This window comes from Anaerolineales bacterium, assembly GCA_003105035.1.
In the GTDB taxonomy this organism is placed as follows: domain Bacteria; phylum Chloroflexota; class Anaerolineae; order Anaerolineales; family UBA4823; genus FEB-25.
On sequence record PQAL01000014.1, the window covers coordinates 1 to 15,242 of the forward strand.

The following is a 15,242-nucleotide window of genomic DNA, read 5'->3' on the forward strand; positions in this document are numbered from 1 at the left end:
CAGGCGGTGCAGACAGCCATCGCGGAAGTGACCATGAGCGCGCCCATCGCCACCCAAGCGCCTCCTGCGAGTGCAGTGCCGACCCTGGTGCCCACCGAAATACCGCCTGGACCGACTCCGGATCCCAACCTGCCTGTAGCCATGCTTCCCGCACCTGGCGCAGGCGATCCGGCTGCCGTCGCCAGGTATAACACGGTGATCATGGGTGGCCCTGGTAAGAATTATGTGGTCTACGGGGCATTTCTCGGCGGTCAGGCCGCCACAGTAATCGGAAAGAGCGAAGATGGCTTATGGTGGGCTGTCAGTATCCCTGTCGCGCCTGATGGAGCAGGGTGGGCGGATGCCGCCTGGGTGAACGTCCAAAATGCCGATGGCGTACCCGTTCTACCCGCACCCCCCGTTCCAGCCACGACTGACCTGGTCAAGCCTGGACCGGATAATCCGCAAGCCACTACCCTGGCCAACACCTATGTGCGTGCCGGCCCTGGCACGAATTACGCCGCCTACGGTGTCGCCAACGCAGGCCTCACCGGCTGGGTGATCGGCAAGAGCGTGGATGGCTCATGGTGGGTGGTCCGGGTGAACCCGGAAAAGGTTGGCGTGGGCTACGGCTGGGTCAGTGCCCAGTACGCATCGGCCAAGAACGTCCAGGATGTCCAGACCATCCAGTCACCTCAAGCCCCTGCCTCGATCGTGCAGCCCACCCCAGCCCCGGGCGCGGCCAGCGGAACGAACACCACGGCTGTGAACGTGCGCAGTGGACCCGGGACCAACTACCCCATCCTGGCCGTGGCTCCTGCCGGATCGACCGGTGAGATCACGGGGAAATCCGCCGATGGCGTCTGGTGGCAGGTTAAAGTCCCCACCCAGATCTCTGCCAGTGGATTTGGCTGGGTGTCGGCGGGATATGGATATACCCAGAACACCCAGAATGTGCCGGTCGTGGAAGCACCACCTGCTCCACCGGTCGTCGAGCCTACCCCACCCCCCATCACCGCCACGGGCTGCACGCTGGTCAATCAGACCCCACCGGATGCATCTGTGGAAGCCGCCGGGTCACAGTTCACCACCGTATGGGTGCTCAAGAACAGCTCGACCAGCAGCTGGAGCCAGGCGGACTATGATATTTCGTATGTCGGCGCAGTGGACAATATTCCGCTCCATGTTGGGTCAGATGTCTATGACCTGACCACCAACGTGGACCCGGGCTGGACCTATTATTTCTATATGCCGATGCTGGCGCCTTATGACCCTGGTACATACGGAGAGTTATGGCAGGTCGCCTCGGGCAGTCAGGTCGTATGCCAGTTCTGGATCTATATAAACGTCAAGTAAGTGCCTGAACGGCGATGAAAACGGGAGACTTGCTGATAGAGATACTGAAAAATTGAGGCGCATATCAGGGGGATCTTGATGGTCGCTGCCATTAAGATCCCCCGATTGAATCCTTGCAATTCCACCTGGGACCCACTGGGTATACTGCGGACAGGATCTTGTCAAGAACCAGGACGGATTTTCTGGAGGACTCTAGTAGTCAGCGAGTCCGCTTTCCGCCTTGGTTTTTCTCTCTCGCCAGCCAGTTGATGAAGGTAAGCCGGTTGATATGTTTTAATATCTTTACCAGGTCACTTGAGTTATAACTTAATTTCCATAGCATTGTGGATGAGCCTATTCCCATGAAACCGTAACCGACATATTCAAACTATTCAAGGAACCGATATGTCTAGCCTATCTTTGAAACCCCCAAAACCATCCCGAAAAATATCTGGTTTCGTACCCATCCTGTCTTGGCTGCCAAAGTATGACCGCTCGTGGTTCAGTCTGGATATCATCGCGGGGCTCACCCTGTGGGGCCTGGTGGTTCCAGAAGCCATGGCTTATGCCGGCATCGCCGGCTTACCTCCCCAGGCTGGTCTGTATACCCTGGTCGCCTCATTGCTTATCTATGCCCTGCTCGGTACATCCCCTCATCTGGGTGTCGGGCCTACTTCAGCCACAGCGGCTCTATTAGCTTCAACGATATCAGCTTTCCTGCTCGGTTCCGTCGTGGGGAATGCTGCGGATCCATTAACTTACCAAACCTATGCGGCAGCCTTTGTACTCGTAGTTGGGCTGGTTTTCCTGGCGGCAGGCATAGCCAAACTGGGCTTTATTACCCAATTCTTATCGAAACCCGTCATGGATGGTTTTGTGATGGGACTGGCTCTCTTTGTGGCAGTTGGCCAGCTCAACAAGCTGTTCGGCGTAGCCAAGCCTGACGGTAACACTGTGCAGAAGTTTTTAGGGATCATCAAAGAGTTACCTGATGCCAATTGGGTCACATTTATCATTGGAGCTTCTGCATTGGCTCTGCTTTTTTTGCTGCCGCGCATAAATAAGAGGATCCCTGCTGGCCTGATTATCCTCTTTGGATACATTCTACTCAGCAGTGTGCTAAAACTAGGTGATAATTATGGTGTTGAAGTGGTGGGCAAATTGCCGCAAGGTTTCCCATCCATCGCTATTCCTAAACTGCCTTTCTCAGCCTATCTATCGATGGTGCTTCCTGCAATAGGGGTTCTGCTCGTGGCGTTCAGTGAAGCACTGGGTGTGGCACATGAGTTTGCTGAAAAACATAATTATGATATCAATGCCGACCAGGAATTGAATGCGCACGCCCTGGCAAACCTGGGATCCGGGTTGTTTGGTGGAATGATCGTAGGTGGGGGTATGTCAGCCTCAGCGGTTAAAGAAGGCGCGGGTGCCCGGACGCAGGTTTCGAACCTGGTCGCCTGGGTTGTAACCCTTGTGACAATCCTCTTTTTAACCCCTCTCTTCACCTCTCTGCCTGAAGCTGTGCTGGGAGCTCTGATCATCCATGCGGTCTGGCACATCCTGGCATCTCGCAAGCTAAAAAAACTTCAGGTGGAATCAAAGGCTGAGTACTGGTTCGGCGTGATAACGATGTTGGGAGTGATATTGATCGATGTGGCTGAGGGAATGGTGATTGGTTTGGTAGCTTCGCTTTTGTTTGTTGTTTACCGATCGAGCCGACCGCATCTCTCCTCGCTGGGGCGTGTTCCCGGGGTTCCCGGTGCATATTCAGATCTGACCCGGCACCCTGAAAACCAGGCGGTCCCCGGGATAATGATCTTGCGCCTGGATAGCCCGATCTATTATGCCAACGCTCAAACCGTTCGCGAGAATATCAAGGCTTTGATCGCTAAAGCCGATCCACCCCCGTATGCTGTCATATTGGATTCTGCTGCACAAGACAACCTGGATCTCACCAGTGCCCAGATGCTGAGAAGCCTGGTACGCGAGCTCAAGGCCAAAGGGATTCAGATATATGCCGCTGAAGTGCATGCACCTGTCCAGGAAGCTGCACGAAGATTGGGATTGATCGGGGAAATCGGACGCGCTAATGGTTTTGCTACGGTCGAGGCAGCTGTCCAATTCATTGAGAAAGGGGCCCATCGGCAAAGCATAATCGGCGAGATCCCCACTACGCATGACTCGGATCACTCGTCAGGCTGAGATTTCCTTTCATCTGTCAATTATGGCAATAACCGGACCATCGCGGGGCTGACGATTCGTATCTCCGCTTGTGATGACCGTTATTTTTTTGCTTAATCCCTTGACGGATCGAGTGATCAGGCTGATCTGACTGGCAAGGACACTCACGATCGGGCAATATGACTAAATCCCAAGCTTTTCGATCAATTCAAGGTCAGCCTGCAGGCTGGTTTTGGATAGTTTGACGCCAGACAATTTATCGTCATCATAGCTAAGCATGCGATCGAGATAATCCTGCACTGCCAGACGGGTTTCTACCTGTAAGTTGGTCACCGCAACCTTGCTTCGTAACATCTCGATTTGCTGGATCAGCTCAGCCTGCGTGTCACCTTCACTGACCAGGAACACCTCAAGGTAGAGCCTCAGGCTCCTCTTGGCCATGAATTGGCTGTCATCAGGTTGGTTGAGCAACGTATGTAGCTCAGATTGTTCGAGGTAAATATCGGCTAATATCTTTGCCCGCTCTGCATCGAAGCGCTCACGGACGATGAGCATTCGCATTAGCGATCCTTCATCCAGCTGGTTAACCAGGCTGGCATTCAGCCCCAGCAAGCCTTCCACAGCCTGGTCAAATGTCTCTAAGGCCTCTTTATATTTGCGTGACCGCTTCAAACCCAGCGCAGTCATAATGACTGCCAATGCCTGGGATATCATTCGCATGATGTAGTCTTCGGTTAGCATAGATCGCCTGACGCATATTATCGCATATAATGCAAAGGCTAAAATTACCGCTGCATGAATTCCATTCAGATAGACTGCCTTATGAAATGAACGCGGGAGATTTCCAGATAACTAGACAATCAAGCTCTCCAGGCGGGGCCACATCACCGTACCCTGCCTCTAGGCGGTGCTGCGCAGTAGTGAATTCGAACTCACAATTGTTTGATTTTTGGACAGAGAATCAAACTACTTGTCCATCCCTGGATTGATTTTATAAGTTTTTAAATATCAAGGTCTCAGTAAATATTACACCCGCATCGCTCCCAGAAATCTGTATGCGAAAAGCTAACCCCAAATATGGGATCGAACGTTATTTATTAATTAAATTCACCCATGATTGTCCCCCCGCCGGAGCCACGCTACCTGCCGTGCTGTCACCTGCCGTGATCTTCGGCGGGTCCGGCGGCTGCTATTTGGCGGGATTCGAACCCGCTACAGTCTAATCCGAAGTCAAAGAACTGCTGGTCTTTAACTTGTTTACAGTATTCTTTAGTCAACAGAATCCCTAATATGGCGCTAGACATCTCCAATGAGTCCTCTGAATCCACTGGGTAACAACCCATTCGTACCACATCTGCATCGTTTCACGATAATTGCGAAGAGCAATTATTACATAGCACCAACGAGGGAAGGCAGCCAATAAACCTGTCCAAAGGTGGATTGGAAGATTACGCAGGGCTTCCATTTCTGCATGGCAGGTCGCTCTAGGGTTGGTTGCCATATGGTGTTTATCTCTTACTGATAGTTAAACAAAAAAGTATACAGCCTATTCAAGTATTTGGATGTCGATTTCTCGGAAGCATGCGCGAATTGTGTTGCTATCAGATTGTTGGCGGCCACTTACCATCGACAAACGTAGCTTCCGACTCACCGGGCCAGGGCGGCATTGTGACGCAAATAAACTTTAAGTCTGTGTCTGATACATTTCGGTATTGAAACGCAGTTCCTGTTGCAATATCGAGTGAGATACCTGGAACAAGGTCCGTCACACAGCTCTCCAGGCCATTGTCTCTCCAAATCTCACCATGCCCTTCTAAAATATACCAGAATTCATTGACTGTCGCATGCACCGTTGCTCTATTTACCTGGTGGGGTGGGACAGTGCTGTGGATCATGTTACCGGTTTTGCTATCTATAAGATAACGAATATCTGCACCCGCAGGCGATTTTGCGTCCGGTCGGTCTGGAAGTATTGTAGTCTTCATCGCGCAAACTCCTTAGATATGCCAGAGAGTAAGTAGGATTGTTATGCTTCACCATCTACCGGTTTGACTCACCGGTGGTGTGGCGATTGCGGAGCTACTCATCTCATCGCACCATTTCTCGATAACCAAGTGTGTACCCGCAAAGCCACTGTTCGGTGGAGCCACTGTTAGCCCACTTCATGCAGTTTACGCAACTGTGGTGGGCCCTGTAAAACTCGTTCTCGCAGGGCATCGACTGGCCATTCATCTCCATAATCATCAATGCCAGCGCGATCGGGCGTTAAACATTCTAACCACCATGTCGCTCCTAATTCGGCGCGCTGCTCGACCCAATCAACCCCTTCTTTCGATTCTGCATCCGGTGTAATCCCCATAGCGATGATATCGATTGGCTGTTCATTTTTGCGATGCTTACTTACATAATGAACCATGTCATTTAGTTGGGCGAGCTGTTGTTCGTTATCCCAAACCGAGAACAATGGAAATACGCCATCCCATTTTGCAGCCCTTCGAAAGGGTGCCTTATATGGCCAATTCCCACCCACCCAAATAGGAATGCGAGGCTGCTGTAGTGGTTTCGGTAGAAAATGTGCATTCTCAATGTGGTAATACTCCCCTGCAAAGCTGAACGGTTCACCACTCCATAAACCAACCAGTACACTTAATGCTTCATCCAGCATTGCCCCTCGCTTTTTAGGATCAGGCTCTTCACCCAGATTATCGCACTTGGCTTTTCCTCCCCCGATACCTACGCCCAGGATTAGCCGACCTCCTGAAAGATGATCTATCGAAACCGTCTCGCGTGCCACCTTCCAGGGGCGGCGCCGGGGAAGAGGTGTAACTGTTGTGCCGATACGGATTCGGTGGGTAGTAACAGCAATTGCAGCCAGGGCTACCCAAGGGTCAACCATCGGCAATGCCCATTCCGCAATATGATCCCAAATAAAAAAACCATCCCAACCTGAGTTTTCTGCATCCTGAGCAAGATTGGCCAGAACACGTGCTTCTCCATAGGGACCAAAGTTGGGTAAGTAAATACCGAATTTCATAATCTTGTCCTTTTTCTCAAGTCTCTTATTCCTTTTGCAAGGTTACCATTAAGTGTCCCTGTAAAGCTAAAAAACGCGACAAAATCCGTAGATGTTATAATTTGATATCAAGTTATACATGAGTAGTACCCCTTATTACGCATACGAGAACACTACAAGTGATCAGCCTACACCATCAGCTCTCAGCATGATTGCCTAGACAAGTTTCCCGGGGGTTATTTTGGTTTATATCAAGTCCTTTATGCTAGTTTCTATTATAATTGTTGGAAGGCGAATATTTCATAAAAGCAGAGGAAACTGGTTTTAAATATCGATGCTTCAGGCAAATAGATAATGCCTGTCCAGATTATTTAAATTCTATTATGTACAAAGAAAAAACAATCGCAGTAGTTGTGCCGGCTTATAGAGAAGAATTGCTTATTCGGCGAGTCATCGAAACAATGCCTGAATTTGTCGATCATATAATCATAGTCGATGATGCCAGTCCAGACCGTACCTGTGAAATCGTAGAAAGTTATATCGATAAATTCCCGAACCGTATTACATTGATCCGCCTGCCAAAGAACCAAGGTGTTGGTGGAGCAATTGCAGAAGGATATAAGTGGTGCCGGGATAATCGTATTGATGCAACCGCAGTAATGGCTGGTGATGCGCAGATGGATCCAGAGGATTTACCAGCTTTACTCGATCCAGTAATCGAGGATAAGTTGGATTACTCAAAAGGAAACCGTTTAATTTCAGGTGAAGCTTGGGAAAAAGTTCCGCGTGTACGTTATTTAGGTAATGCTGGTCTTTCTTTTTTAACCAAAATCGCTTCCGGATATTGGCATATCGCTGATTCGCAGACTGGTTATACCGTCGCCAATCTAAAAGTATTACAAACCCTAAATCTGGATGATATTTATAAACGTTATGGTATGCCGAACGACATATTAGTTAAATTAAATATTTTCAATTTTAGAGTCGGTGATGTTGAAATCAGGCCTGTATATGGAAATGGAGAAAAATCCGGTATTAAGCCTTTACGAATAATCCCTAAGCTGGCTTTTTTGCTATTCAAGCTTTTTCTCTACCGTATGGTTCAAAAATACATTATCCGTGATTTTCATCCTTTGATATTATTTTATGGGGCAGGTTTTTTTCTTATGTTATTGGATTTAGGCTTAGCAATTCGCATGTTTTACTGGTGGATATTTGTTGGGCATATACCTCCCATCAATGCCCTGGCGGTAATGTTTTGTGCCATAGCTGGGTTGCAGCTCTTTTTATTTGCAATGTGGTTTGATATGGAATATAACAAAAATCTGCGATGACCATAAATCAAAAGAATTTATTGATTGATATAGGTCATCCGGCTCATGTCCATCTTTTTCGCCATGCTATTCACCACTGGCAGGACCGGGGTTATCAAATCACTATCACTATTCGCGATAAAGACCTGACCAAACAGCTGCTTGATTTATATGGGTTTCATTATGCTGTGGCCTCAGTGGCGCGGCACAGCACCCCTGGTTTGGCAATTGAGCTGCTGGAGCATGATTGGGGCGTTTATAAAGCAGCAAAAAAAACGAATAGCTACTTGCTTATGGGAACATCGGTGGCGATATCCCATGCTGCCCGCCTGTTGGGAGCCAAATCAATGGTATTTAATGAAGATGATAAGGCTGCCGTGCCCACCTTTGTGCGCTTGGCATATCCCTTAGCAGATGCTATCGTGACTCCTGATTGTTTGCACGAAGATTATGGTCATCGGCACATTAAATACAGAGGCTATCAAAAACTCGCTTACCTCCATCCGAACGAATTTACTCCCAATCCAAAGGTGCTATCAAAATTGGGTGTATCCATGGGCGAACCTTACTTTTTACTGCGCTTTGTAGCCCTGAACGCTGCACATGATAAAGGTCAGGTTGGGTTGAGCCAATCAGTACGACGCCGTATACTCGATACCCTACTGGCACACGGGCGGGTTTTCATCACCAGTGAAAGAACTTTACCCGATGAATTTGAACCTTATCGCTTTCCCATCTCCCCGGTGGATATGCACGATGCCCTGGCGTTTGCAAAATTGCTGGTCAGTGATAGCCAAACTATGACTGCTGAAGCGGCAATTCTAGGAACTCCAGCGATACGTTGCAACAGTTTTGTTGGACGTATTTCATATTTGGAAGAATTAGAACATCGTTATGAGTTGACATATGGTTTTCTCCCTAGTGATAGTGAGAAAATGCTTTCTTCCGTAGAGAAGTTAATCACTTTACCTAATATTAAAGAGACATGGCGGGAAAGACGTGAAAAAATGCTTTCTGAAAAAATCGATGTAACATCCTGGATGGTTAAGCTGGTTGAAGATTTTGGTCAAACCAAGTTGTCTTAGGAAAATTGGCATGAAACACTTATAGTGAACTCATAAGTTTACAGGCATTCTTTGGGTTTCTTGGGGGTACATTTATGGATGCACTTGTGGTTTTATAGATCACCAATGAATTGCTTAATTTGCTCTTGTGCGTCGACATAGTCTTGATAATTCGACAGGTCCACCTTTTCTTCTTTAGCAGTGAGTTTATAACGTATTGCTCAGCCGTGTTGTGCAGCCATACAAGCCGCTATCATGCTGCTTTGAATATCTTCCTATATCAACATATACAGTTGAGCTCTCACCGCAGACTGGAAGTCTTGGTATCTTTGATAGGTTTGAAGTGTAAAGTCAGACTGACCTATCTAATAGGATAAGTGGGTTGGTTCCTCTTCAAGCGATTTATTGAGATTCCAATCTTGGATAGCCCGGTATAAGGCATCCAGGATTATTGCTGTTTACCCCCGTCCAACTCCAAGATGGATAATAGTTATGCGCTACATCCGAACGTGCTTTGGGTAGCACGCACCCAGGTCTTTGATTGTGATAGGATAATATGGATATTAATAATTACTGTTTTTGGTGAGCATTCTTCTTTGTCTGAGGAATTGCGACAACTTATTCTTGTGCATCAACTCCAGGATACACTTGCGATCAAATATATATCCATTTTACGAAGGATGCAATTGGTGGGTGAGATTTTGACTGTTTTAAGTTTGATACTTCTTGCCAGAGTTTTAAGCTCCATTTCTACTTGATTCATCGACCTTCTATCTTTTTAGTCGTGAGTATTACCTCATTGCTTCACTACCCGACCTACATCTGTGTGTTGTCCTGATAATGGACGGCGAGCGCTTCATCTTTTTCTGTGACTAACTCTATGTTCAATTTGCCCATATATGTTCCAACTCTGCAAAACACTCTCGTCGGTGTGGCTTGTCTTGTGGCTATTCAAAGATCCAGACCGCTCGCCCTTTGAAATCTGCCTTCTGACGACCAATGTATGTGATTTTTATGCCTTACTCACGACTGGCTCGCATCAGCTTTTTATCTCGAGCCCAAGCACGATATCATACAGATCATGAACCCGGAAATGAAACCGTGCTGTTTTGTAATAAAGATATATTTTCTAGATTTTTCTTCTCCAATGGTTGGTGGCTAGTTTTTGTGGTCCATTATCCCTTCAAGCCCGGGTATACTATACCAAATCGTACGGATTAGCTATCCCGCTTGATTCTAGTGTTGGCTTTGTTATATCTCTGGTTTATATCTAGTGTTACGATAACGATCCAGGATAGTTGTACAGTAGGAGGATTGTAAGAATCGGCAGGTTTTAAGTCAGTTAAAATCAGCTTTTACTTTATCAAATGTTTTTAATAAAACAATTCCCATACCCGGGCAATCAAAGTTTTTCTCATTCATCATCAATCAGTGTAGCATTTGACCTAGGATCACCACATTAATCTGATTTTGACTTGTGGAATTATCTGCAATAAAAATCGAACACAAACGATTTATTATTTGAAGGAAAGGAATTATTCTTAATTTATGGAATATTCGCTAGAAACAATAGCTCAAATTCTAAAATATGCACTTAATTATGCTGAAGTCAGAAATTATAAAGGTAGTGATAAGTTTGATGCTTTGAATAGCCCATTTTCCAAAATTATTGTGAATTCAAAATTACTGAAAATAGTTTTTACTCAAATCATTGCCCGTTCGCCAATTAATTTAAGACCTATCTTTCGAATACCAAAAGAGAAAAACCCAAAGGGGATTGGTTTATTTGCCCATACTTACGCAAATCTATACGATATCACTGGTGACATTAACTTTAGGGAAAAAATGGATAAATGCCTGGAATGGTTATTACAATATCCATCTCCAGGTACATACGGTGGACTTTGTTGGGGCTACAACATGCCTTGGCAATCATCCCTTTTTTTTGTCCCGCGTTATGGGCCAAATGCGATTGTTTCTACAGCTATTGGACAAGCAATGCTACGAGCGTATGAAGTAACTAACGAGTCAAGATATTTAGAATGTGCAACAAGCATTATCGGATTTATTCGCAAAGATCTTCACAAACAATTTGATGATAGTGGTCTGTATGGTTACAGCTATACCCCTTATGACCGAACAATGGTCATCAATGTTTCTGCACTTATTGCAGGTTTTATGATCCGTCTTTATAAATATGTGCCGCAAGTAGATCTCCTTGAAGAAAGTCGTAAATTAATGCAGTTTGTAGTGAGTAAGCAAACTGATTATGGTGCGTGGTTTTATATGCATCCTCACACTTCATCTTATCTTAAGCACGACAATTATCATACGGGTTATATTCTGGATTCGCTTTTACAATATTTGATCGTATCAGGTGACCAACAATGGTTGGACGCATATAATCAAGGAATTGAGTTTTATAGCTCGAAGTTATTCAGAGATGGATATATTCCAAAATATCAACATAACCAGATATATCCAATTGATATTCATGGAGCTTCTCAAGGAATAATTACCTTTTCGCTGGCTTCTCAAGTTAATACCGCTTATCGTCATCAAGCCTTGTTAGTAGCTTCTTGGACCTTAAGTAATATGCTGGCAAATGATGGACATTTTTACTTTCAACATTCAAGATTTATAATCAAACGATATCCATTAATGCGATGGGCGCAGGCGTGGATGTGCCTGGCATTATCTGACTTGCTTCTTGTTCTGAATGGCAAACCGGTGAATTGAAACTTGTAATTACTAATTTGATGATGAGGATTTGTAATGAAGCAAATTATCCAGAATTTTAAATCCGGAGTTTTATCTATTGAAGATGTACCTCAACCCACCTTAAGACCTCAAGGAGTATTGGTCCGTAATCACTACTCTTTGATCAGTCTGGGGACAGAGGGAAGCACTATAAAAACCGCACAAAGAAATATCCTTGGTAAAGCGTTGGAACGCCCCGACCTAGTTCGTAAAGTCATTAATATCGCCAATCGGGATGGTCTAATGACGGCTTTTCAAATCACAAAACGAAATCTCGAAACCTCATTACCACTAGGATACAGTTGTGCGGGAACAGTAATCGATGTAGGCTCAGACATATCTGACATAAAAATTGGTGATCGGCTCGCCTGTGGTGGAGGTGGTTATGCCAACCATGCCGAAGTAGTTTATGTACCGAGAAATCTATGCGTAAAGTTGCCTGATAAGGTTGATTTTCGTCAGGCTGCGTTCGTGACAATAGGAGCAATTGCAATACAGGGAGTACGCCATGCGAATGTTTCTTTAGGTGAAGTCATTGCTGTGATTGGGCAAGGTTTGATTGGATTACTAACCAACCAGATTCTCCATGCTGCAGGATGTCGCGTAATCGGAATCGACCTTGATCCAAGAAAGATTGAAATAGCGAGACTATTTGATATCGATGATGTAATTCTTCGGAATGATCCTAATTTATTCGGCAGGATTAATCTACTTACCAACGGAATTGGAGTCGACAAGGTAATAATTACTGCCGCTACTCGATCTAGCGATCCTGTTATCTTAGCGGGAGATATACTACGTAAAGGTGGACGAGTGGTCTCTGTTGGAAAAGTTGGGATGAATATTCCTCGTGAGACTTATGTGTACAAAGAGCTTCAATTTTTAACCTCGATGTCTTACGGACCAGGTCGTTATGACCCGAATTATGAAGAGTATGGCATTGATTATCCAATTAGTTATGTAAGATGGACTGAAAATCGAAATATGGAAGCATTTGTTGATTTCCTAAAGAAGGGAAGTATTCGTGTTGAACCATTGATTACACATGAATTTCCAATTGAACAAGCAACACAAGCGTATGAAATAATAAATGATGGTGGACAAAAAGGAAATACGCCAGTAGGTATTTTATTGAAATATAATTCTGAGAAAATGGTTGTACCTTCCAGGATCGCGATTAATGAAAAAATATCACGAGACCCATTATCACATAAGGTACGCCTAGGAATTATTGGTGCGGGTAATTTTGCTTCCAATGTACTCATACCAATTTTGGCGAGGTCGAATAGGATCGATTTCCGAGCAATAACAACAGCTCAAGGATTGAATGCATTGTCAATAGGGAAAAAATATCAATTTGGATACTGTGCTGAAAGCGTTGAACAGATCTTTAGTGACAGCAAAATTGATGCCGTGATGATTTTTACTCGCCATGACACGCATAGTTCATTGGTTTCATCGGCATTAGAAGCAGGGAAATTTGTCTATGTAGAAAAACCATTAGCTGTCAATTCTCAGTACCTAGATCAAGTAGTTGCAGCCTACGATTCGAAGCAAGGAAACGGAAGGGTAATGGTGGGTTTCAATAGGCGTTTTTCGAGTTTTATGCCAAAAATTAAAGGTTTCTTTTCCAATAGATCGCAACAGATGGTTATTACTTACCTGGTCAATGCTGGTTTTCAGCCCAGGAATAAATGGATTCATGATCCTATTGAGGGAGGGGGGCGAATAGTTGGAGAAGTTTGTCATTTTGTGGATGTTATGCAATATATCACTGGTGCAAATCCTGTATCAGTATGGTCTCACACAATAGCAGGAAATAATCGTGAGGACATAATCAATGTTGACAATGCCACATTAAGTATTTCTTTTAGCGATGGATCAATCGGAACTATCATTTATGCTTCAAACGGAGATAAGTCCTTCCCGAAAGAACGTATAGAAGTCTTTTGTGATAGTTCAATTGCAGTTTTGGATGATTTTCGTTCTCTAAAACTTATTCGAGATGGACGTGTAAAGAAAATTAGTGGAAAATTTGGCCAGGATAAAGGTTTTGAGAACGAAATGGAGGCATTCATAAATACGGCGATTGATAATAATCCCGTCCCTGTTTGTTTTGAAAGTTATATTTTGACAACGAAAGTTACATTTGGAGCATTAGAATCACAAAAAAACGGTAACCTTATCAAAATATATACATAATTCCGAGAAATAAACTAAATATACACATCAATCAAAGATTACATTGATAATTCCGAATTAAACTAATTTACGAGTTACTAAGAACAAGATACTTCATGAAAAAATACCGTTTTATGTGGCTTTTTGGCGCTTTGATATTTATTACTTTTGGAATTTATATATTGAAAAAAGTTGATATTTCTGTTCTGAGGAATCTATCCGTATCGACAGTCATAAACCTTTTGATTCTCGAATTATTATCTGTGGTCGTTTATGCAATTGGCGCTTGGATAATGTTGCGAGGAACGGGGGTAAAAGCAGCCTTAGGAAATGTTTATTTAATAACGACAGGTGGAGGGACTGCGATAAATTTTGTGAGTAATATAGGTCTAGGTATACCTACCCGTGTTCTATTATACAAAGCAGTAATCGATGTTCCAATATCCCTTGGAACTGTTGCTGTCGCTTTGGAGACAGTAGGATGGTTCATCGTGATCGGTTTAATAACAATTATCCCTATGCCAGGAATTTGGGATAGGAATGCGTGGGGACCATCTCTGTTGGTATTATTGTTTGCCATACTGGCGATTGTTTTATTCCGATATTTACCAAAATTGGAGCATTTAATCCCCATCAAAATCCTTGGATTAAAAACCAAGAGCGTCACGAATACAATTTCAAACTTTCGCAGCGGAATAAAGAATATGCGCTGGACGAATTTCATTGCTGCGTTGGCAATCTTTTGTTTGAATTACTTTATCCAGGCTCTGGTATTGTATATGATTCTTAGAGAATTCGGATGGCAGATTAATATCTTCTATCTTAATTATATTCTTGTTTTGTCTATTCTGGCTGGCTGGACATCGCCATTACCTTATGGATTAGGTACCCGCGATATCTCTTTAGGTTTACTATTATCTCGACTTGGTATACCTCAAGATGTTGTTGTTTCAACAGTATTAATTCAAACCATACTACGAACCAGCATTCCATTGATATTAGGCTTAATTTCCATTGCGATTCTTGGTATTGATCGTTTTAAGAATTTAAAAGGTGAAACTGTAAATAATAGCTGATATTTCTATGTGTGTACGTAGCTTTTTATTACTGGAGCTAATTCATGCAATTTTCCGCTAATGCTTGGATATTTATATATTTGGTTCAGCTAGTGATAATTTCATTTGGATTAGGTAGTCTAGCACTCGCGAAGGAGCAGTTTTTAAAGGTTCCGGCCATCTCCAGGTTTTTAATTGGTTTTTGTTTAGCACCTTTTGCCTTGGGGGGATGGGTTATTTTACTCATTACTATACTGCCTGGTTCTCCAAGTTGGCTTTTTATAATCCCCCCAGTAATTATTGGTATTTTGTTATCTGTGATATTTGGGCCTAACACCATTAGGGAGCTCATTCGGTATCC

At 44.4% G+C, this 15,242-nt stretch carries 12 protein-coding genes; 7 read left to right on the forward strand and 5 right to left on the reverse strand.

Annotated elements, in window-relative coordinates; translation table 11 throughout:
* Window positions 1–1,335, forward strand: a 1,335-nt coding sequence (locus C3F13_06540) for a hypothetical protein (protein PWB54408.1), incomplete at its 5' end; no start/stop codon positions are given.
* Between the two features lie 384 nt (window positions 1,336–1,719).
* Window positions 1,720–3,516 carry a hypothetical protein gene (locus C3F13_06545; protein PWB54409.1) on the forward strand — a complete coding sequence of 599 codons (1,797 nt, stop codon included), beginning with the start codon at window positions 1,720–1,722 and terminating at the stop codon, window positions 3,514–3,516.
* Window positions 3,517–3,678: 162 nt separating this feature from the next.
* On the opposite strand, the gene C3F13_06550 is transcribed toward C3F13_06545, so the two are convergent.
* The 4 genes from C3F13_06550 to C3F13_06565 all read right to left on the reverse strand — a co-directional run bounded on the left by C3F13_06550 (window position 3,679) and on the right by C3F13_06565 (window position 6,529).
* Complete coding sequence (locus C3F13_06550; GenBank protein PWB54410.1) at window positions 3,679–4,236, reverse strand: hypothetical protein; 558 nt, start codon at window positions 4,234–4,236, stop codon at window positions 3,679–3,681.
* 413 nt (window positions 4,237–4,649) lie between these two features.
* Window positions 4,650–4,838, reverse strand: a complete 189-nt coding sequence (locus tag C3F13_06555) for a hypothetical protein (GenBank protein ID PWB54411.1) — start codon at window positions 4,836–4,838, stop codon at window positions 4,650–4,652.
* A gap of 258 nt (window positions 4,839–5,096) precedes the next feature.
* Window positions 5,097–5,480: a cupin gene (locus tag C3F13_06560; GenBank protein PWB54412.1), complete on the reverse strand. Its 384-nt coding sequence runs from the start codon at window positions 5,478–5,480 to the stop codon at window positions 5,097–5,099.
* Window positions 5,481–5,647: 167 nt separating this feature from the next.
* Entirely contained in the window at window positions 5,648–6,529 is an 882-nt protein-coding gene (locus C3F13_06565) for an LLM class flavin-dependent oxidoreductase (GenBank protein ID PWB54413.1), read from the reverse strand.
* Between the two features lie 362 nt (window positions 6,530–6,891).
* Here C3F13_06565 and C3F13_06570 point away from each other — a divergent pair, with 362 nt between their 5' ends.
* From C3F13_06570 to C3F13_06590, 5 genes are all read left to right on the forward strand, one after another.
* Entirely contained in the window at window positions 6,892–7,842 is a 951-nt protein-coding gene (locus C3F13_06570) for a glycosyltransferase family 2 protein (GenBank protein PWB54414.1), read from the forward strand.
* Window positions 7,839–8,906, forward strand: a complete 1,068-nt coding sequence (locus C3F13_06575) for a hypothetical protein (GenBank protein PWB54415.1) — start codon at window positions 7,839–7,841, stop codon at window positions 8,904–8,906. The genes C3F13_06570 and C3F13_06575 overlap by 4 nt, the downstream gene beginning before the upstream one ends.
* A 1,527-nt stretch (window positions 8,907–10,433) precedes the next feature.
* The gene (locus C3F13_06580) at window positions 10,434–11,624 is read left to right on the forward strand and encodes a hypothetical protein (protein PWB54416.1); all 1,191 of its coding nucleotides are present in this window, start codon (window positions 10,434–10,436) and stop codon (window positions 11,622–11,624) included.
* Between the two features lie 36 nt (window positions 11,625–11,660).
* Window positions 11,661–13,847 (forward strand): oxidoreductase, encoded by a 2,187-nt coding sequence (locus tag C3F13_06585; protein PWB54417.1) that lies wholly within the window; start codon window positions 11,661–11,663, stop codon window positions 13,845–13,847.
* Between the two features lie 95 nt (window positions 13,848–13,942).
* The gene (locus C3F13_06590) at window positions 13,943–14,902 is read left to right on the forward strand and encodes a hypothetical protein (GenBank protein ID PWB54418.1); all 960 of its coding nucleotides are present in this window, start codon (window positions 13,943–13,945) and stop codon (window positions 14,900–14,902) included.
* An 85-nt stretch (window positions 14,903–14,987) separates the two neighbouring features.
* Here the strand turns inward: C3F13_06590 and C3F13_06595 are convergent, their stop codons facing one another.
* Window positions 14,988–15,233 carry a hypothetical protein gene (locus C3F13_06595; GenBank protein ID PWB54419.1) on the reverse strand — a complete coding sequence of 82 codons (246 nt, stop codon included), beginning with the start codon at window positions 15,231–15,233 and terminating at the stop codon, window positions 14,988–14,990.
* Window positions 15,234–15,242: the final 9 nt, after the last annotated feature.

Excerpts from the sequence above, each read along its gene's own strand:
- C3F13_06580 (PWB54416.1), top strand. The coding sequence starts at position 10,434 with ATGGAATATTCGCTAGAAACAATAGCTCAAATTCTAAAATATGCACTT.
- C3F13_06565 (PWB54413.1), bottom strand. The coding sequence starts at position 6,529 with ATGAAATTCGGTATTTACTTACCCAACTTTGGTCCCTATGGAGAAGCA.
- C3F13_06545 (PWB54409.1), top strand. The coding sequence starts at position 1,720 with ATGTCTAGCCTATCTTTGAAACCCCCAAAACCATCCCGAAAAATATCT.
- C3F13_06585 (PWB54417.1), top strand. The coding sequence starts at position 11,661 with ATGAAGCAAATTATCCAGAATTTTAAATCCGGAGTTTTATCTATTGAA.
- C3F13_06560 (PWB54412.1), bottom strand. The coding sequence starts at position 5,480 with ATGAAGACTACAATACTTCCAGACCGACCGGACGCAAAATCGCCTGCG.
- C3F13_06575 (PWB54415.1), top strand. The coding sequence starts at position 7,839 with ATGACCATAAATCAAAAGAATTTATTGATTGATATAGGTCATCCGGCT.
- C3F13_06595 (PWB54419.1), bottom strand. The coding sequence starts at position 15,233 with ATGAGCTCCCTAATGGTGTTAGGCCCAAATATCACAGATAACAAAATA.
- C3F13_06570 (PWB54414.1), top strand. The coding sequence starts at position 6,892 with ATGTACAAAGAAAAAACAATCGCAGTAGTTGTGCCGGCTTATAGAGAA.
- C3F13_06550 (PWB54410.1), bottom strand. The coding sequence starts at position 4,236 with ATGCTAACCGAAGACTACATCATGCGAATGATATCCCAGGCATTGGCA.
- C3F13_06555 (PWB54411.1), bottom strand. The coding sequence starts at position 4,838 with ATGGGTTGTTACCCAGTGGATTCAGAGGACTCATTGGAGATGTCTAGC.
- C3F13_06590 (PWB54418.1), top strand. The coding sequence starts at position 13,943 with ATGAAAAAATACCGTTTTATGTGGCTTTTTGGCGCTTTGATATTTATT.